Source organism: Ruegeria halocynthiae (genome assembly GCF_000743705.1).
Classification (GTDB): domain Bacteria; phylum Pseudomonadota; class Alphaproteobacteria; order Rhodobacterales; family Rhodobacteraceae; genus Ruegeria; species Ruegeria halocynthiae_B.
Genome location: NZ_JQEZ01000006.1, coordinates 1 through 18,322 on the forward strand (window position 1 = coordinate 1; position 18,322 = coordinate 18,322).

Consider the following 18,322-nt stretch of genomic DNA (forward strand, 5'->3'; position numbering starts at 1 on the left):
CGATGTGGGCTCATCTGATCCGGGGGCTGGAGCAGTGCCCAAGGGTACGGCTGTTCGCCGTTTAAAGAGGTACGTGAGCTGGGTTTAGAACGTCGTGAGACAGTTCGGTCCCTATCTGCCGTGGGTGTAGGAGACTTGAGAGGAGTTGCCCCTAGTACGAGAGGACCGGGGTGAACGATCCACTGGTGGACCTGTTGTTGCGCCAGCAGCAGTGCAGGGTAGCTATGATCGGACAGGATAACCGCTGAAGGCATCTAAGCGGGAAGCCCCCCTCAAAACAAGGTCTCCCTGAGGGCCGTGGAAGACCACCACGTCAATAGGCCGGAGATGTAAGCGCAGTAATGCGTTCAGTTGACCGGTACTAATCGCCCGATAGGCTTGATTTGATCCAGTAATGGAAAGACAAATCAAAAGCATACACTTCATTAAACATGGATAACTTCGTCGCTTTTGCTACGCAAACAGCGACGGTGTTGATTGATGCACAACCGTGCAGGAACGCGCATCCGCTTCGCGAATACGCTGCCTCCTGCCCGTCGCGCTTGCTACGCAAGTCGCGACGTGGGGATTTTCCTCGGTTTGGTGGTCATAGCGCAAGCAAAACACCCGGTCCCATCCCGAACCCGGAAGTTAAGTGCTGCCGCGCCAATGGTACTTGGGCTTAAGCCCCGGGAGAGTAGGTCACCGCCAAACCTAGAAAAATCCCCCTCTCTCATGACGATCAAATAAACGACCCGGCCTCAAGCAAATATGCATCAGGCCAACATGGCCTCAAGTCGCGTAAGCAATAGGCCAGCAAACGGTCTCAAATAGCCGAATAGGCGGTAGACCAACCAAAGACCTCAAGTAGCGCAAGCGATAGGTCTCAAAAGTGTCGCGGGATGGAGCAGCCCGGTAGCTCGTCAGGCTCATAACCTGAAGGTCGTAGGTTCAAATCCTACTCCCGCAACCAAACTTAACCACACTAATACAACGCACTAACGCCCCAAGGGGCGCTTCTTGCGTTTAGGGCTCCGTGATTAGTGGAAGCACTGTGGAAGCAACAGGATGCGAAATAGAGTGTGGGCCAGCGGGCGCGGCGCAAATCCCAATAAGCTCTTTGGTGGTGTAACTGCTGGTGTTGCCGTAGCGGCGTGCCTCGGCCCATTCCAAAAGCTCACGGCGGCGATAGTGCACAGAACGACCCGACTTGTAGAACTTCGGGCCAAATCCTGTTACGCAACTGCTTGGAGCCAAGCCGCATCTCCAAGCGCCAGACCTGACTTGAGGTCCGGTCGGTCAGATCAAGGGGCGGTTTGCCTTTGGCTTCAAGTGCTGCGTTCCAGATTGTTAGCCAGCCCATCTTGTTTTGCTGGATTCCCGGTGCGTCAGAAGAATGCGATTGTCAGTTTCCAGATCGCGGTTTGGCTGTGTTTCTTCGTTAATCAGAACTTCCGAAAAGATCCGTTCTTCGCTCCGCGCGACGCTTCTGACCCGTGACGATTTCACGTCTGACCTCCATTTATAGACGAGGGATTGCGAAACGTTGCAGTCCTCCATGATGTCACCGACAGTCAGTTCACCCAGATCAAGTTTGATTTTGACAAACCGCTTGAAGCTGGGCGGCCAGACACGGCGTCCACCTGCATGAACTTCGATGGTGAAGCCGTAGACTTCGAATGATTGTGGGAATTGCCCCATGGCTGCTGCCTCTCTTTCTTGGCAGTATGCCATGGAAGAAAATGGCTGATCAGGGGCTATTTAGGGGGTCAGATGCAACGCTTACGCTACAACGGTGCTACGCCGCACAGCAAAATTAAGCTGCATGAGCACACCGAAATAGGCGCTCACCGAATCCGAATCTCTCCCTAGAAGAAAACCAACGCGCCTCCACCGTCCGCACTGTCAGCGCCGTCAGCTAATAAGAACGGTGTGCGGTCGGGAGTTTTTGATCCGACCTATCCCATGTGTGTTGGCGTTGGTGGTCAGACGGTGCCACGAGAAAAGGGATCACGCTTCGCGTGGAATATTCAACATATTGAGAGCTTCGGGCGGCAGCTGCGGAAACACCTTTGAGAGTAGGGCGGCAGTCATCGCGACACTTTCGCAACAGCTTCCTTGGGGCGCTGTTGGATTTGCAATCAGGGGATGATTAGCTACTGTCACACATGTTAACGAGTTGAGGTATCAATCCGAGTGGCTGGAGTTAGAAGTATCTGATTATGAGCATGAATACTTGCAAACCCCACCGTTGAAGAAGAAGAGCTTGCCCCAAAAAAAACAAACTCTTCGAGAATTATTCGCGCAATAAAAAGCTAGTATTTGAGGCTGTAAGATGGCTACGACGACTTCAATCCCAAGACCCCACGTATCTTCCCCGCTTAGTGCAATTCAAGGGACGCGTGCATACGGTGACGGAAACCCCGCGACTGTCACCACGATCACTTACCATTTCGGCCAGGCCTCCGACTCACTAAGCTGGACCCCAGAGTTCAAAGCAGATTTTCGTAAAGCCCTGGACATGTTTGAGGCGGTCGCAAACATCAGGTTCGTCGAAACCGGGTTCACTGCGTCAACTGATCTGGTGGAATTTATTGTACCGGGAACATTTTATGAGAATCCGAATACTCTGGGTAGCCATCAAACCCCTAAAAACGATCCATCGCTCGGCATCTTCAATACCGAATTTTGGAAACCCGGCGTAAACGGTGACCCGGGTGGGTATTTCTTTACGACATTGCTTCATGAGGTGGGTCATGCGCTGGGGTTGGCCCATCCACATGACGATCATCTGGGTTCAACCGTTTTGCCCGGCGTTACCGCGCCTTTCGACTCGTATGGTGTTGGAAGCCTGAACCAGGGTGTCTATACCGTCATGTCGTACAATGACGGCTGGGATGCAGTAATCGGAAATCTGCCAGTCCAGACGAACCACGGCGGTAACACCGGGTTGGGTGCCTTGGATGTCGCGGCGCTGCAGGCAATGTATGGCGCGAACACCACAGCCAATTCAGGCAACTCCACTTACTATCTTCCTCCTGCAAATGCTGCGGGCACCGGGTATCAGGCTCTTTGGGATACGGGTGGTAACGACACGATCAGATATGATGGCGGCGGGGACGTCCGGATCGACCTGCGGGCCGCAACGTTGGATTTCGCTGGTACTGGTGGCGGCGTCATATCACATGTGGTCGGAGTCAAAGGCGGGTTTACCATTGCGCATGGCGTTGTCATTGAAAACGCGACGGGGGGATCCGGCAATGATCTGCTCCACGGGAGCACCGCCCAGAACGTTTTGCGCGGCAACGGCGGCCATGACACAATCCATTCGGGTTCTAACGGACGCAACGACAATACGATTTATGGCGGCCACGGTAACGATGTCATCTATCTGGCTCACGGGTCCGGCGCTGATCAGGTTTTTGGTGAGCAAGGCAACGATCTGGCCCATGTGGTCGACAATAATGGTTCCTTTGCCGGTGGAACAGGCGTGGACACCGTCAGGTTCGCCAGTGCGATCAGCAATTACTTGTTCTTTGGCAACGGCAGCACGTACCAATTCCTGAATGTTGTCACACATGTCACCTTTACGGTCTTTAACGATGTTGAGTTCATTCAGTTCCTGAACGGTGCGCAGCAATACACTTGGTCGAACATCGTATCCGCCATGCAGTTGTCGGATATTGAAACGACAGGCGTGACACTGAAGCATGCGAACCAGGGAATATACTTGCTGAACGCAGGCAACTCAGACATTGCCTTGACCAGGGGTGGCCAAGTCATCGGGCGCGACAGCCAGCCTGGGTGGCAGGCCCTTCAGGTCGAAGACTTCGGCAGTGGTTTCAAGGTGCTGTGGCAACATACCAACGGCGATTATGCTGAATGGGTCATCAATGCCGCGGGTCAATTCGTCAGCCACAATGGCGTCGGTAACGTTGCCAGCCTTGAAAAATTCTATGGCGCTGACCTGAATGGCGACAACCAAATCGGATATACCCCGGCCAGCGTTGAAGCCAACAAAACCACGTCGCTTTCGTACACGGACGAGGGGATTTACCGGATCAACGACAGCATCACCCTGACCCGGGATGGGGCGCCAGTCGGGCTTGACAGCCAGTCGGGATGGCGGGCCATTCAGGTCGAGGCGTCTGGCGATGGCTTCAGGGTGCTGTGGCAACATACCAACGGCGATTTTGCCGAATGGGTCACCAATGCCGCGGGCGAGTTGGTCAGCCACAATGGCGTCGGCAACATTATCGATGTTGAGAGCTTTTATGGCGCGGACCTCAATAACGACACCCATACCGGGCATTTCACGACCGATATTGAATCCGCTGGTGCCACGTCCCTGTCGTCGTCCAGTCAGGGTGCCTATCTGATCAACGGCAGCATCACCCTGACCCGGGGCGGTGCGCCAATCGGACCTGACAGCCAGCCCGGATGGCAGGCCATTCAGGTCGAGGCATTAGGCGATGGTTTCAAGGTGCTGTGGCARMACACCAGYGGTGTTTATGCCGAATGGGTCACCAATGCCGCGGGCGAGTTGGTCAGCCACAATGGCGTCGGYAACATTGTCAGTGTGGAGACCTTCTATGGCGCTGATCTGAGCGGTGACGAACAAGTCGGATTTACCCCGGTCAGCATTGAATCTAACGGGTCCACGACGCTCAAGTCGTCGGATGCAGGGACTTATGTGATCAACGACAGCATCACCCTGACCCGGGACGGGGCGCCAGTCGGGCTTGACAGCCAGTCGGGATGGCGGGCCATTCAGGTCGAGGCGTCTGGCGATGGCTTCAGGGTGCTGTGGCAACATACCAACGGCGATTTTGCCGAATGGGTCACCAATGCCGCGGGCGAGTTGGTCAGCCACAATGGCGTCGGCAACATTATCGATGTTGAGAGCTTTTATGGCGCGGACCTCAATAACGACACCCATACCGGGCATTTCACGACCGATATTGAATCCGCTGGTGCCACGTCCCTGTCGTCGTCCAGTCAGGGTGCCTATCTGATCAACGGCAGCATCACCCTGACCCGGGGCGGTGCGCCAATCGGACCTGACAGCCAGCCCGGATGGCAGGCCATTCAGGTCGAGGCATTAGGCGATGGTTTCAAGGTGCTGTGGCAAAACACCAGCGGTGTTTATGCCGAATGGGTCACCAATGCCGCGGGTGAGTTGGTCAGCCACAATGGCGTCAACGATGTCGCAGATGTCGAGAGCTTCTATGGCGCGGATATCGATGGCAGTGGCACCGTTGGGCATGGGCTTGAGAAACTAAGCCAGCTTCCGCCCACCGCGAAAGTGGCGTCATCAGACGGGGACGGTCTGGTTGACGTCGGATGGGAAGAAACGGCAGACGTTCTGGAGTTTGTTCCCAATATGACCGCCGAAAATGACCCTGACGCGTCTGACCTGTTTGGTTTGGGCCAGATCTCGGTTGCTGGTATTCCTGCCTTTGCCATTCAGGTCGATCGTGCGTTGAGCGGAACTGCGGGCAACGCGGCAGAGGAAGAGACCCGCGTGACAATTGCAAACGTGCTGGAGGAAGACAGCTTCCTGCTCTGACGCGGCTATTGCGTCAGGATTTACAGTCATGCAATCGCCCATCCGCCACAGCGCGGTTGGGCGACACAGGCCGGGGCGAACTGATTGCCTCAATCCCCTGTTACTGTTGGCTTGCGGACGGGCCGAAATTTTCGGTGTGGATATGCTCGGGCGAAATGCCCTGACTTTCTAGATCGGCCTGTACCTGGGCCATGAAACCAATCGGCCCGCACAAAAAGTACTGCGCATCAACCGAGTGCTTCAGCCGCGACAGCAGCGGTCCGTTAACGCGGCCTGACGAGTCGTAGTCGCGCCCCAGCTTTTCCTGCGCGGTGGGCTGGCTGTAAGCCACGTGAACGGTTACGTCTGACCGTCTGGCCGCCAGTGCGCGAACTTCTTGCGCCATGGGATGGTGCTGACCGTTCCGGGCGCTGTGGATGAACAGGACCGGGCGCGTGTCAGCCGTGTCCACAACCGCATTTAACATGCTCAGCAGTGGTGTGACGCCGATACCGGCACTGATCAGCACCAAAGGGCGGGTGTCGCGGGTCAACACAAAATCCCCCGACGGTCGACGGCTGTTCAGGATCGCCCCCGGTTCCAGATGATCCTGCAGAAACTGCGATGCGGTGCCTTGCGGTTCACGCTTGACCGAGATTCGATAGCGTTGGTCATTTGGCCCGTTGGACAAGGAATAGGTGCGGCGAACGGGCGTGCTGGCCCCCGGGATTTCCAGTTCAATCGGCAAATGCTGGCCCGGTTCAAACCGGGGCAGAGGACCGCCATCGCGCGCTTCAAACACAAAGGATGTGACATCGGCGCTTTCGGGTGCCTTTTCGACCAACCGAAGCGATCGAACCGATTTGGCATCAGAGCTCCACCTGAGACCCACGGCCGAGCGCGTTTCGATGACCTCGTCGATTTCCAATGTCACCAGATGCCGCGCGCCCGGGAAATTCGCCACTTCGTCGCTGTCCCAGTCGATTGATGCGGTGCCGGTCAACTGAAGAACGCTGCCAGTTTCGAAGTCGACAAAAAGGTATCCGGCCCTTGGGTCAAGCAGCAGATTGCCGACCGTATTGAAATGGTTGTTGCCAGCGTAGTCGGGAAAACGCACGCGCCTGTCGTCCAGTACCTGCACGAAACCTCGTTCGCCTCCGCGGTGGGATGCGTCCAATCCGTATGTCGGGCTTTCGCCCTCGTCGCGGAAACCGCTTGCGATAAAGAAGGTGTCGGCGGATGAAATCCAGCTGGTTTGATGCGCCGCCAGACCCCGGCTGCGGGTCGTCGGGCCGGGGGCAGTGCTCTCTGCCCGGTAGACCTCGCGTTCATGTATGTATTGGGGGCAGTTGCCAAAGGTCTGATCGACGTGAAAGTCGAAGCCCGAGGCCGAGACTTTTCCCGCGCGGCCGTTGGCCCGGTTGCGTCTTCGGGTTGCCAGTTGGATGCCAAGAATGCCGATATCGCTGTCCGGGGTTATGGCATTGTGCAGGGCATCGCCCGGCCCCGGCAGCGCAGCGATGGACAGCGTTCTAGTGTTCGGCGCAGTCACAAACCCATCGGGCCCATCCAGCAAGGTTACCCAGGGCCGCCCCGCATCATCGCGGGCCGCGATCACCAGAAACGGCAGCGAAGTGTGAAAATCACTGTGCTGTTCGGGCAGATGATCGCGCACAACCTTGCGGGCCCAGTCCTCGATATCGCGGACGCCCATGCGCGCTTGGGCGATGTGTTCGCCCCGATGAAACGGCGAGGCATCGTTATCCTGTGGATTTTTCTGAGACATGCGGTTTCTCCTGCGCGTGGGCGGCCGGTTGCGGGGCTGTAGATCTGTGCCCGGCCATGGGGCCGGGTGCGGTGTGCAATCAGGCGGCCAGACCAACCTTGGTGCTTGGCATTGCTTCAAACCCCGGCAGGGCTTCGATCCGGCCAAGCAGGGCGCGGATGTTGGGATAACCCTCAAGCGAGACATTCCCCTCGGGCGCATGGGCTGTGTAGCTGTATATCGCAACATCGGCGATGGTGGGGGCGGTGCCAACCAGCCAATCGCGCCCGTCAAGGTGCGCCTCAAGCCGATCAAAGGCGATTTTGGCGATGGATTTGGCGCGGTCGGCGTCCAATTGCGCCCCAAAGACCGTCACAAGGCGCGCCGCAGCCGGGCCATGGGCGATGTCGCCGGCAGCCAGCGACAGGAACTTTTGAACCTCGGCTTCGTGGACCGGGTCGGTCGGCAGCCAATCGGGCGCGTATTTGCGGGCGAGATAGACCAGAATGGCGTTTGAATCCGCGATGGTGGTGTCGCCGTCCTGAATGACCGGCACTTGCCCGGTCGGGTTCAACGACAGAAAGGGCGGTTTCTTGTGTTCTCCCACCATCAGATCGACATCCACCAGTTCATGGTCGATGCCGCTCAGCTTGGCAAACAGCTCAACCCGATGGCAGTGGCCGGACAGTGCATAGCGATGAATACGGACGGAATTTGGCATGGCTGGTTCCCTTTTGTGGGTTTCGGAAAGCACACCGATGCGGGCCACCGGTGGTGTCTGGCCCAAACATGCCAAATGCACAGATCATTTATAATCCCACAAATCATTCAGTAACTGTGAACATAATGGTTATAATGAAATGCACCCCGGCCCAACAAAAGGAGCCCGACCTTGGACACGATTGATACGATGCGCGCCTTTCTGGCCGTCGCGCAGGAGGGGTCGTTCACTGCGGCGGGAAAACGCCTTGGCCTATCTACCCGGTTGGTCAGCAAATATGTCGCCCAGTTAGAAAGCAAACTAGCAACCCAGCTTTTCAACCGAACCACGCGCAGTGTTGCATTGACGGATGTCGGCCTTGCATACCTTGAGCGTTGTCGTCCGATTGTCGAGCAGCTCGACGAGCTTGAGGATCTGGTTCAGGAAAGACAATCGGCGCTGGCCGGGTTGATCCGGATCACTGCTCCGACCGGGTTCGGCAGCAACAACCTGGCCCGGGCGCTGGCGCCGTTCCTGCAGGCGCATCAGAACGTGGATATCGACCTCAAGCTTTCGGATGCCAGAGTTGCCCTGGTGGAAGATGGGATTGATATGGCGATCAGAATTGGTGTGCTCAGGGATTCGACGCTGATTGCGCGCAAACTGGCGGATATGCCGCTTATCGTCTGCGCGTCACCTGATTATCTGGCCGCGCACGGACGCCCCCGTGACCCGGCGGCGCTTGCCACGCACAATTGCCTGATCGACGAAAACCCTGCCGACGCAACCGCCTGGAGGTTCCTGTCCGGGGCGCGGGAATTTGTGGTCAAAGTGTCTGGGGCCTTCCATGCCAACGCTCCGGCAGCAATTGCGAACATGGCGATCGCGGGTGTGGGCATTGGGCGCTGCCCGTATTACGCCGTCGCCCACAGTTTGGAAAATGGCAGCCTTGAACAGCTTTTTCCGGATTATGATACAGAGAAATTCGGCCTTTATGCGCTGTACCCGCCCAATCGCCATCTGACCGCGCGGGTACGTGCGTTGATTGATCATCTGGCGAAACATTTCACCTCGGGTTCCAGTCCGACAGGGCCGCAGACCCGCAGATCGTGATGCGCGCCGTGATGTCAGGCGGCATCAAGAACCCGGCGGGCCACCCGAAAGCATTCAAGCGCCTGAGGCACACCGCAATAGATTCCGATTACATGAATGATGGCGCGGATTTCTTCGGCGGTCACACCGTTGTTGATCGCGCCCCGGCAGTGGATTTCCCATTCATGCATCTTCCCCAGCGCACCGATCATCGACAGGTTCATCATGGACCGCGTTTTTTCGTCAATCACATCGTCGCCCCAGCCAAACCCCCAGCACCAGGCGGTCATGGCTTCCTGAAAGGGGCGGGTGAAATCGTCCGCGGCCTCAAGGTTTTTCTCGACGTATTCGGCGCCAAGGGTGCTTTTGCGTTGCTCAAGCCCTTTCAGGAAAAGGTCTTCGTCGAAAATATCCGCCATGTGAGGCCTCCGGTTGTTCAGCGCGTTTTATGATATCTGACTGTGGGTAATGAGTATCTGCCAAATGTCCATGTGCGGCTGGCGGGTATCACTCGACCCCCTCACGCATCCATTGTTGCAGCCGGGCAATCGAATGTTCCGACATGACGCCGCAACCGGGGTCCAGCACCAGCGGCCCGGGGCGGTAGCCGCGGGATTTCAGGCCGCGATGGACGCTTTCGACCAGGCGGATATCCTCCTCGACCGTGGTTTCGCGGTCCTGCACGGCCAGTTGCCGGATCACCGCGCTTTCCGACCCGCCTTCGGTGTACCAGCCACGCCAGACGGTGCAGTGATCGGCATCAACCGCGCGCCAGTGATAGGTGTTCAGCACATTGCCCGGGTAGCATTGGAACGAGAACATCGGCCACAGAAACCACGACTGGTAATCGCCCGCGTGCGGCACCGACAGATCAACGGGATAGGTCATCTTGTCGAGGCTTTGGCATTCGGTCGTATGGCGCAACACGTATCCGCCGCCTGCGTCGGGTTGAATGTCATAGGTCTCGGGCTTGACGACACCTTCGGCAAAGGTCTGATGGTTGAGAGGGCAATGATAGCATTCCGAGTAATTCTCGATACTGACCTTCCAGTTGCAGTTTTCCGGAATCTCGACCCATTCCAGCGGTTCCAGATCGTCGATATGCGGGACAAAGGCGCGGATTTCTTCGCGCACGCCGGGGAACCAGTCGTCCATGGGCGCGGCGTTGTCGTCGAGATTGACGAAGATGAAACCGTTGAACACCTCGGTGCGCACGGATGTCAGGCAGATCGCGCTGCGGTCAAAACCGGGAACAGATTTGATGTTTGGCCCGGCGCGCAACTGACCCGACAATTCATAGGTCCAGGCGTGATAGGGGCAAACAACGACACGGGTGTTGCCTGCGCCACTGACCATCTCATGCGCGCGGTGCTGGCAGACGTTGTAAAAGGTGCGAATTTCGCCGTCGCGGCCTCGGATACAGAACAGGTTTTGCCCCGCGATCTCAAAGGCGAAGTAATCACCTGTTTCCCGCACCTGCGCGACATGACCGGCAAATTGCCATGTCCGTGCCAGAAGCCCCTGCATTTCCTGCGCGAATATCGCGGGATCGGTATAGTACCGCGCGTCCAGTGAGTGGGTCAGGGGTGCGTTCATACAGGCTCCTCCGCGTAAAGACCAAGCTGGTGGCGGCGACGATGAAACCGTTCGACCCGCTCGACGATTTCGTCGCTGGAGACGGCGACCACGAAGGACAGCAGTGTTTCCAGCAGCGCGATGGTCGAGACGGAGGACGGAAAGAATTGCGGCGTGTCGGCCGCAACGACAAAGCCGTGCTGCGCGTTCAGGATCACAGGGCTGGCGGGGCTGTCGGAAATGCCGATCACGGTCAGCCCCTGTTGACGCGCCAGCTTGATCGCCTCAATCACCTCAGTCCGGTAGGGGTGGCAGGTGATCGCGATCAGCACGTCCTGCTCATCGGCCCAGGCCAGATCGTCCACCGGGGTCGAGCCGGGGCGGGGGATGGCATGGAACTGCTTCATCCCCGTCGAGGCCAGATAGGTAAAGTTGCGCGCGTTCGAGTTGTTGACGCCCACACCCAGTGTGAAAATCTGGCGGCAGTTCCAGATATCTTCGGCAGCAGCCTTCAGGTGGTTCGCATCAATCCCGGCAAAGGTGTCTTCGATATTGCGGATCGCGGCGCCGATCATGTCGGCATAAAGCCCGCCCAACTCGCCCGATTTGCCAATGGTCTGCAACCAGCGGGCGCGATCGGGGAACGAAACAGTGCCTTGCCGAATCGCGTCGCGGAACGGGGCGCGGAAATCCTCATACCCCTCAAAACCCACCTGCCGGGCCATTCTGACAAAGGTGTTGGGTTTGACATTGGCGGCCTCGGCAATCTCACGCACGGTTGAAACGCCAACGTCTGTTGGGTTTTCCAGCACGTAACGCGCGGCCTTCTGCGCCTCGGGCGTCAGGGCGTCCCATTCTTCGGACAGGCGGCCGAGAACGATTGATGATACATTTGTGTCATTCATGATTGACGATGGTACAAATGTGGAATTAGCCTGTCGAGCAGAAAAGCGACTCGGGAAGAGGAAAAATCATGTCCGGGAACCAACTGCCGTCACACGCCCGTGTGGTCATCGTCGGAGGCGGCGTCATGGGGGTCGGTCTGGCCTATCATCTGGCGCATGAAGGGTGGGGCGACGATACGGTCCTGCTGGAAAAGGCCGAGCTGACCAGCGGCAGCACCTGGCACGCGGCGGGCCAGATCACGCATTCGACGTCCAGCTTCGGGCTGGGCAAATGCGTGGATTACAACATTGGTCTCTATTCCGGCGCGCTGGAGGCAGAAACCGGCCAGCCGGTGACATGGCACGGCTGTGGGTCGTTCCGGCTGGCGTACACCGAGGATGAGATGGATTGGCTGCGCCACACTTTGTCGGTGGGCCGGTCGCTGGGCTTCAACATCGAGCTTGTTGGCCCCGATAAAGTGGCTGAACTGCACCCATTTTACAATCTCGATGGTGTTCTGGGCGCGCTACACACGCCGGATGATGGCCATGTTGACCCGACCAATGTGACCATGGCGATGGCGGCAGGCGCGCGTCAGAAGGGCGTGCGCATCTTCCGCAACTGCCGCGCCACCAACATCACGCAGGCCGAAAACGGCGAGTGGGTGGTCGAAACCGAAATGGACACCATCACCTGCGAGCATGTGGTGAATGCGGGCGGTACTTATGCGCGGCAAATGGGCGAATGGTCGGGGCTGCAACTGCCCATGACCTCGATGACGCACCATTACTTCGTGACCGAGCCGGTGCCCGAATTCCAGAACCTGGACAAGGAACTGCCGGTGATCCGCGATGACCGCAAGGTCTCGGGCTATATCCGGATGGAGCAACAGCGCGGGCTGATCGGGATTTACGAAAAAGAAAACCCGAACTCGGTCTGGCATGATCATTGCCCATGGGAATACGAGAACTGGTTGTTCGACGCGGATTACGACCGGGTGATGCCGTGGCTTGAGGAAAGCCTGAACCGCATGCCGATTTTTGCCGAACTGGGCATTCAGCGCGACGTGCATGGGGCGATTTCGCATCCACCGGACGGGAACCCTCTGATCGGGCCAGCGCCGGGTGTTCGGAACTACTGGTGCTGCTGCGGCACCCAGATCGGCATCGGCTGGGGGCCGGGCCTGACGCGCGAGTTGGCGCGCTGGATGGTGCACGGGGCCGCCGATATCTCAATGCGCGAATACGACCCGCGCCGGTTTGGCAGCTATGCCACAAAGGATTGGCAGGTGATCAAGGCAGAGGAAGACTATTGCCTGCGCCATGAGATCCCTTTTCCGCATTTCAACCGGCTGGCGGGGCGTCCGATCAAGCCATCGCCGCTCTATGATCTGCTGAACGCCAAGGGCGCGGTGCATGAGGAGGTCTATGGGTTTGAGCGCCCTCGCTGGTTCGCGCGGGACGGGGTTGACCAGCGCGATCACTACTCTTTTCGTCGCACGCCTGTCGATGACATGGTTGCGGCTGAGGTCAAAGCCGTACGCGAACGCGTCGGCATCATGGATGTCACCGCCTTTACCAAGGTCGAGGTCTCAGGCCCGGGCGCTTACGCCCTTTTGGACCGTCTGACCGCCAACCGGATGCCGCAAAAGACCGGATCGATCACGCTGACCCATATGCTGAACCGCCGTGGGCGGATCGAGTTGGAGACGACGATTGTCCGCATGGCCGAGGATCGCTTCTATCTGGTCTGCGCCGCCTTTTTTGAACAACGCCTGTTGGATCATTTGCGCGGGTCTAGAATTTTCGACGAAAATTCTGTCGACATCGTCAGCCGCTCCGCCGACTGGTCGGCCCTGTCGCTGAATGGCCCCCGGTCGCGGGACGTGCTGGCCCGCTGCACCGATGCCGACCTGACCAATGCCGAATTCCGCTGGCTGTCCGCGCAGGAAATCACCGTCGCGGGTCACACCGTCTGGGCCTTCCGCATGTCCTATGCCGGAGAGCTGGGGTGGGAGCTGCACATGCCCAATGCCGCCTGCCGCGACGTCTACACCGAACTTTGGGCGGCGGGTGAGCCGTATGGCATCGCCGACTATGGCAGCTTTGCCATGAACGTGATGCGGATGGAGAAGGGCTTTAAAGGAGCGGGTGAGCTGACCAACGAGGTCACGCTGGCCGAGGCCGACGTGCTGCGTTTCGCCCGCACCGACAAGGACTATCTGGGCAAGGACAAGTCCCTGAACACCGATCTGCCCTGGGTCTGCGCCTATCTTGAGATCGAACCGGATGGTGAGATCGACGGCCATGGTGGCGAGGCTGTCCTGCTGGATGGGCGTGTGGTCGGGTCGACGGCCTCGGTGGTCTATGGCCACACGGTCGGCAAAATTCTGGCTTTTGCTTATGTCAAACCCGAAGCCGCCGAACCGGGGACAGCGCTGAAGGTCGTGATCCACGGCACACCCCGCGCGGCGCGTGTGCTGGGCGCGCCTGCTTACGACCCCGAAAGCCTGCTGCCCCGAACCGACGCCGCAATGGAGACCGCGTAATGAGCCTGCCAGACACAATGAAAGCCATGGTGACGATGGGCCACGGCGGCCTCGAACAGATGGTCCTGCATAAAAACTGGCCCCGCCCAACGCCCGCAACCGGAGAGGTGCTGATCCGCGTGGCGGCCTGCGGGTTGAACAACACGGACGTCAACACCCGCTCGGGCTGGTATTCCAAGACGGTCACCGACGCCACAACCGGCGGCGCATTCGACGAGGTGGGTGAAGAGGACCCCACCTGGGGCGGCGCGCCGATCACCTTCCCGCGCATTCAGGGCGCGGATATCTGCGGCCATATCGTCGCCGTTGGCGAGGGTGTCGATAGCGCCCGCATCGGGCAGCGCGTGATCACGGATGGCTGGTTGCGCGATCCGATTGATCCGCAAAACAAAGGCAAAACAGGCTACTATGGCTCGGAAAGGGACGGCGGGTTTGCGGAATACGCTACGACGCTGGCGGTAAATGCTGTCGCGATCAATTCGGACCTGTCGGATGCGGAACTGGCGACATTCTCCTGTTCCTATTCCACCGCCGAAGGCATGCTGACCCGCGCCAATGTGACCGACAAGGACACGGTATTGGTCCCCGGCGCATCCGGCGGTGTCGGCGGCGCGCTGGTGCAACTGGCCAAACGTCGGGGCGCGCGGGTGATCGCGATGGCGTCCGAGGCGAAACATGGCGATGTCGCCAAGCTTGGCCCTGATGTGATCCTGCCCCGCGCGCCGGAGAATCTGCGCGCGGCCCTTGGGTCTGAGAAGATCACCGTCGTGGCAGATGTGGTGGGCGGCCCGTACTGGCCGCATCTGATCGACATTCTGGAACGCGGCGGGCGCTATACCTGTTCGGGTGCGATTGCCGGACCGATGGTTGAGCTCGACCTGCGCACCTTCTACCTGCGCGATCTGACCTTCACTGGGTCTACCGTGATTGACCCGCAGGTGATGCAGAACCTCGTGACATACATCGAAGCCCGAGAAATCAAACCCGCCCTTGCCGCGACCTACCCGCTGGCGGAATTGCGCGAAGCGCAGGCCGCATTCATCGCCAAGCAGCACACCGGAAACATCGTGGTCGTCCCATGACGCTTGAGGATGTATTGGACGCCGCGCGGCTGGTGCATGAAACCCACCCCGAACTTGCGGGCTTCGGCGCCTGGCCATCGGATCTGAAGGCAACAGGCCTGCAACCAAACCGCATTCCGGCGCTTCATCAGGTTCAGGATTTTGCCGCCCAGGGCACCTCGGCAACGCAGGCGCTGGTATCGGCGATCCGGGCAACGGCCCATCTGGCGCATTGGCAACAGACCTATACCGAGGCCGAGGTCGGAGCGGATTTCCTGAACTGCTATGGGTATTTTGAACTGTTTGGCCCGACCGGGCATTTCCACTCGGACCAGCTGCGCGGCTATATCGCCTATTGGGGGCCGGGTTTAACCTATGACTGGCACAGCCATCAGGCCGAAGAGCTGTATCTGACCCTTGCCGGAGGGGCGCTGTTTCGGGTTGTTGGTGATGAAGCCCCGATTGGTCCGGGCCAGACGCGCCTGCACGGCAGTTGGCAAAGCCACGCGATGATGACTACGGACCAACCGATCCTGACGCTGGTGTTGTGGCGCGGTGAAGGGCTGAGCGATCTGCCCCGGATGGATGTTGCATGAACATCACCCGTATTCGCATCTTTCAGACCGGGATTGCCGCGCCGGACTTTGACAGCCTTGGCGCACCGATTGAGGAGTTCAGCTTATGAGACAACAAGCCACCGCAACCGAAGTGATTGATGACGCGCGCGTCCGGGTGACGCGGTTCGACTTTGCCCCCGGTGCGGAAACCGGATGGCACCGCCACTCGATGGATTACGTCATCACGGCGGTCACCGATTGTCACATGCGGCTGGAACTGCCCGAGGGCACGGTTACCGAGGTGACGGTTCCCGCCGGAACCGCCTATCGACGCGATGAAGGGGTCGAACACAATGTGATCAATGCCGGGGATGCGCCGATGTCCTTTGTCGAGGTGGAGTTGAAATGAAGATTACTCGGATCACGGTCTATCACGTTGATCTGCCGTTGGAGCATCCCTATTGGCTGTCCGGTGGTCGGCTGAAGTTTGACGTTCTGGACGCAACACTGGTCAAGGTTGAAACCGATGGCGGCCTGACCGGCTGGGGTGAGGGGACGCCATGGGGGCATACCTATGTGCCCGCCCATGGGCCGGGTATCCGGGCCGGAATTCAGACGATGGCGCCCTTTGTTCTGGGCCTTGATCCACGCCGGGTGCTGGATATCGAACGCGCGATGGATACCGCGCTGCCGGGGCACCTCTATGCCAAAAGCCCGATTGATATGGCCTGCTGGGACATTGCCGGGCAGGCGGCGGGTGTGCCGATTGCCGATCTGATGGGCGGCGGGTCGCGGACGCCGCGCCCGATTGCATCCTCGGTCGGGGCCAAAACGGTTGATGAGACCCGCGCAGTGATCGAACGGTATCGACAGCGGGGCTATGTCGCCCATTCGGTGAAGATCGGCGGGGACGTGGAACGGGATATCGCCCGCGTGCATGACGTGGAAAACATCCGGCGGCCCGGTGAGGTTGTTCTGTATGATGTGAATCGGGGCTGGACCCGGCAGCAGGCGTTGCGGGTGATGCGGGCCTGCGAAGACCTGAATGTGATGTTCGAACAGCCCTGCGAGACGCTGGACGATATCGCGGCAATCTCGGGCCGTCATGCCGCGCCGGTGTCGGTGGATGAAAGCCTTGTAACCCTGCAGGATGCCGCCCGGATTGCCCGCGACGGGCTGGCCGAGGTGTTCGGCATCAAGCTGAACCGCGTCGGCGGGCTGACCAAAGCGGCACGGATGCGGGATATCGCGCTGGCCCATGGGATCGACATGTTTGTCATGGCCACCGGAGGCTCGGTTCTGGCCGATACCGAGGCGCTGCATCTGGCCGCCACCATCCCGGACGACAATTGCCACGCGGTGTGGGCCTGTCAGGACATGATCACCGTCGATATCGCCGGCGGTCGCGGCCCCCGCAACATCGACGGCCATCTGCACCTGCCGGAAACACCGGGGCTTGGCGTGCATCCGGACGAAGATGCATTGGGTGATCCGGTTGGGGTCTACGGATGAAAATCACCCAGATAACGCTGTGGCCCGTCGATCTGACCAGCCACCAGACCTATCATATGGCCGAAGGCAAGACCTGCGCCACCGTGCTGTCGCATGTCTTGTGTCTTGAAACCGATACGGGGCTGAAAGGCTGGGGCGAGGTCTGCCCGATCCCGCATTACCTGCCCGCCTATGCAGGCGGTGTGCCCGGGGCGGTGGCCGAGATGGGACCTGAGATTCTGGGGATGTCGCCTTTTGGGGCGGATGCGCCGATGCGCAAGTTGGACGGGTTCCTGCCCGGTCATCCCTATGCCAAATCCATCGTCGATATTGCGCTGTGGGATCTGTTTGGGCGGGCCTCGGGCCTGCCGGTCTATGCGCTGTTGGGCGGGCGGACGCGGGCGGACATGCCGCTGTATCACTCGATCACCTGCATCGCGCCGGATGACATGGCCCGGATCGCGTCGGACGCGTTCCAAAGCGGCATCCGGCAGTTTCAGGTCAAGCTGGGGGTTGAAGGTGATTGGCAGGCCGATGCCGAACGGCTGATCAAGGTGCGCGAAGCGGTTGGGCCGGGGCCGTTGGTCTATGGGGATTGGAACTGCGGCGCGTCGCGGCTGCAGGCCACACGCACCGGGCGCGCGGTGGCGCATCTGGACATCATGCTGGAACAGCCCTGCAAAACGCTGGAGGATTGCGCCGCTGTCCGGCAGGCCACAGGGCTGCCGATGAAGATCGACGAAAATGCACACGACATGGCCTCACTGTTGCAGGCACATGCGCTGGGCTGCATGGACGCCGTGGCGCTGAAGCTGTCGAAATTCGGTGGGCTTTCGGCCATGCGCCGGGCGCGGGATCTGTGTGTGCATCTGGGGGCCGAGATTTGCGCCGAATGCACCTGGGGCTCGGATATCGTGACAGCCGCCGGGCTGCATTTCGCGGCCTCGACCCCGCATGGATCGTTGCTGAACACCTGCGATCTGTCGTCCTATGTGTCGCCCCGCCTCTGCCCGGGCGCACCAAACCGTGAAAATGGCAGGATTGCCCCGCCGGACGGACCGGGCTTAGGTGTAACTCCGGACCCGGACGTTCTTGGGTCCCCGATATTGGAGATCGTTTGA

General features: G+C 59.3%; 14 protein-coding genes, 1 tRNA gene and 2 rRNA genes. 11 read left to right on the plus strand and 6 right to left on the minus strand.

The window, feature by feature from the left end; genetic code table 11:
• From JT51_RS18500 to JT51_RS18510, 3 genes are all read left to right on the plus strand, one after another.
• Positions 1-386, plus strand: a 23S ribosomal RNA gene (locus JT51_RS18500); the annotation flags it as partial.
• A gap of 192 nt (positions 387-578) precedes the next feature.
• Positions 579-693 (plus strand): 5S ribosomal RNA (rrf, locus tag JT51_RS18505).
• A gap of 182 nt (positions 694-875) precedes the next feature.
• Positions 876-952, plus strand: a tRNA-Met gene (locus JT51_RS18510).
• 377 nt (positions 953-1,329) lie between these two features.
• Here the strand turns inward: JT51_RS18510 and JT51_RS18515 are convergent.
• On the minus strand, positions 1,330-1,680 hold the full coding sequence (locus JT51_RS18515; protein WP_037316422.1) for a hypothetical protein: 351 nt from the start codon (positions 1,678-1,680) through the stop codon (positions 1,330-1,332).
• A gap of 634 nt (positions 1,681-2,314) precedes the next feature.
• On the opposite strand from JT51_RS18515, the gene JT51_RS21310 reads away from it, so the two are divergent.
• The gene (locus JT51_RS21310) at positions 2,315-5,548 is read left to right on the plus strand and encodes a M10 family metallopeptidase C-terminal domain-containing protein (protein ID WP_081894743.1); all 3,234 of its coding nucleotides are present in this window, start codon (positions 2,315-2,317) and stop codon (positions 5,546-5,548) included.
• A 100-nt stretch (positions 5,549-5,648) separates the two neighbouring features.
• Here JT51_RS21310 and JT51_RS18525 read toward each other — a convergent pair whose 3' ends face one another.
• Together JT51_RS18525 and JT51_RS18530 are read right to left on the minus strand one after the other, a co-directional pair.
• A complete protein-coding gene (locus JT51_RS18525; protein WP_037316425.1) occupies positions 5,649-7,313 on the minus strand; it encodes a pyridoxamine 5'-phosphate oxidase family protein in 1,665 nt (554 codons plus the stop codon).
• Positions 7,314-7,392: 79 nt separating this feature from the next.
• Complete coding sequence (locus JT51_RS18530) at positions 7,393-8,013, minus strand: glutathione S-transferase family protein (protein WP_037316860.1); 621 nt, start codon at positions 8,011-8,013, stop codon at positions 7,393-7,395.
• A gap of 171 nt (positions 8,014-8,184) precedes the next feature.
• On the opposite strand from JT51_RS18530, the gene JT51_RS18535 reads away from it, so the two are divergent.
• Positions 8,185-9,105 (plus strand): LysR family transcriptional regulator, encoded by a 921-nt coding sequence (locus JT51_RS18535; protein ID WP_051927643.1) that lies wholly within the window; start codon positions 8,185-8,187, stop codon positions 9,103-9,105.
• Positions 9,106-9,119: 14 nt separating this feature from the next.
• Here JT51_RS18535 and JT51_RS18540 read toward each other — a convergent pair whose 3' ends face one another.
• The 3 genes from JT51_RS18540 to JT51_RS18550 form a co-directional block, all read right to left on the minus strand.
• Positions 9,120-9,503 (minus strand): carboxymuconolactone decarboxylase family protein, encoded by a 384-nt coding sequence (locus JT51_RS18540; RefSeq protein ID WP_037316428.1) that lies wholly within the window; start codon positions 9,501-9,503, stop codon positions 9,120-9,122.
• A gap of 88 nt (positions 9,504-9,591) precedes the next feature.
• Positions 9,592-10,680, minus strand: coding sequence for an aromatic ring-hydroxylating oxygenase subunit alpha (locus JT51_RS18545; RefSeq protein ID WP_037316431.1), 1,089 nt, complete (start codon positions 10,678-10,680; stop codon positions 9,592-9,594).
• On the minus strand, positions 10,677-11,564 hold the full coding sequence (locus JT51_RS18550; protein WP_037316434.1) for a MurR/RpiR family transcriptional regulator: 888 nt from the start codon (positions 11,562-11,564) through the stop codon (positions 10,677-10,679). Before JT51_RS18550 ends, JT51_RS18545 begins: the two co-directional genes overlap by 4 nt.
• A gap of 68 nt (positions 11,565-11,632) precedes the next feature.
• Here JT51_RS18550 and JT51_RS18555 point away from each other — a divergent pair, with 68 nt between their 5' ends.
• The 6 genes from JT51_RS18555 (at position 11,633) to JT51_RS18580 (ending at position 18,322) form a co-directional block, all read left to right on the plus strand.
• Positions 11,633-14,092 (plus strand): FAD-dependent oxidoreductase, encoded by a 2,460-nt coding sequence (locus tag JT51_RS18555; RefSeq protein ID WP_037316438.1) that lies wholly within the window; start codon positions 11,633-11,635, stop codon positions 14,090-14,092.
• The gene (locus JT51_RS18560) at positions 14,092-15,174 is read left to right on the plus strand and encodes an alcohol dehydrogenase family protein (protein WP_235216208.1); all 1,083 of its coding nucleotides are present in this window, start codon (positions 14,092-14,094) and stop codon (positions 15,172-15,174) included. The genes JT51_RS18555 and JT51_RS18560 overlap by 1 nt, the downstream gene beginning before the upstream one ends.
• Positions 15,171-15,749 (plus strand): dimethylsulfonioproprionate lyase family protein, encoded by a 579-nt coding sequence (locus JT51_RS18565; RefSeq protein WP_037316441.1) that lies wholly within the window; start codon positions 15,171-15,173, stop codon positions 15,747-15,749. The genes JT51_RS18560 and JT51_RS18565 overlap by 4 nt, the downstream gene beginning before the upstream one ends.
• A gap of 85 nt (positions 15,750-15,834) precedes the next feature.
• Entirely contained in the window at positions 15,835-16,119 is a 285-nt protein-coding gene (locus JT51_RS18570; protein WP_037316444.1) for a cupin domain-containing protein, read from the plus strand.
• Complete coding sequence (locus JT51_RS18575; protein ID WP_037316447.1) at positions 16,116-17,222, plus strand: mandelate racemase/muconate lactonizing enzyme family protein; 1,107 nt, start codon at positions 16,116-16,118, stop codon at positions 17,220-17,222. Before JT51_RS18570 ends, JT51_RS18575 begins: the two co-directional genes overlap by 4 nt.
• Complete coding sequence (locus JT51_RS18580; protein ID WP_037316450.1) at positions 17,219-18,322, plus strand: mandelate racemase/muconate lactonizing enzyme family protein; 1,104 nt, start codon at positions 17,219-17,221, stop codon at positions 18,320-18,322. The genes JT51_RS18575 and JT51_RS18580 overlap by 4 nt, the downstream gene beginning before the upstream one ends.

What these genes read in the sequence shown, in the direction of transcription:
- JT51_RS18555 (WP_037316438.1), top strand. Translation starts at nt 11,633, where the DNA reads ATGTCCGGGAACCAACTGCCGTCACACGCCCGTGTGGTCATCGTCGGA.
- JT51_RS18575 (WP_037316447.1), top strand. Translation starts at nt 16,116, where the DNA reads ATGAAGATTACTCGGATCACGGTCTATCACGTTGATCTGCCGTTGGAG.
- JT51_RS18540 (WP_037316428.1), bottom strand. Translation starts at nt 9,503, where the DNA reads ATGGCGGATATTTTCGACGAAGACCTTTTCCTGAAAGGGCTTGAGCAA.
- JT51_RS18545 (WP_037316431.1), bottom strand. Translation starts at nt 10,680, where the DNA reads ATGAACGCACCCCTGACCCACTCACTGGACGCGCGGTACTATACCGAT.
- JT51_RS18565 (WP_037316441.1), top strand. Translation starts at nt 15,171, where the DNA reads ATGACGCTTGAGGATGTATTGGACGCCGCGCGGCTGGTGCATGAAACC.
- JT51_RS18550 (WP_037316434.1), bottom strand. Translation starts at nt 11,564, where the DNA reads ATGAATGACACAAATGTATCATCAATCGTTCTCGGCCGCCTGTCCGAA.
- JT51_RS18580 (WP_037316450.1), top strand. Translation starts at nt 17,219, where the DNA reads ATGAAAATCACCCAGATAACGCTGTGGCCCGTCGATCTGACCAGCCAC.
- JT51_RS18530 (WP_037316860.1), bottom strand. Translation starts at nt 8,013, where the DNA reads ATGCCAAATTCCGTCCGTATTCATCGCTATGCACTGTCCGGCCACTGC.
- JT51_RS18570 (WP_037316444.1), top strand. Translation starts at nt 15,835, where the DNA reads ATGAGACAACAAGCCACCGCAACCGAAGTGATTGATGACGCGCGCGTC.
- JT51_RS18525 (WP_037316425.1), bottom strand. Translation starts at nt 7,313, where the DNA reads ATGTCTCAGAAAAATCCACAGGATAACGATGCCTCGCCGTTTCATCGG.
- JT51_RS18560 (WP_235216208.1), top strand. Translation starts at nt 14,092, where the DNA reads ATGAGCCTGCCAGACACAATGAAAGCCATGGTGACGATGGGCCACGGC.
- JT51_RS18515 (WP_037316422.1), bottom strand. Translation starts at nt 1,680, where the DNA reads ATGGGGCAATTCCCACAATCATTCGAAGTCTACGGCTTCACCATCGAA.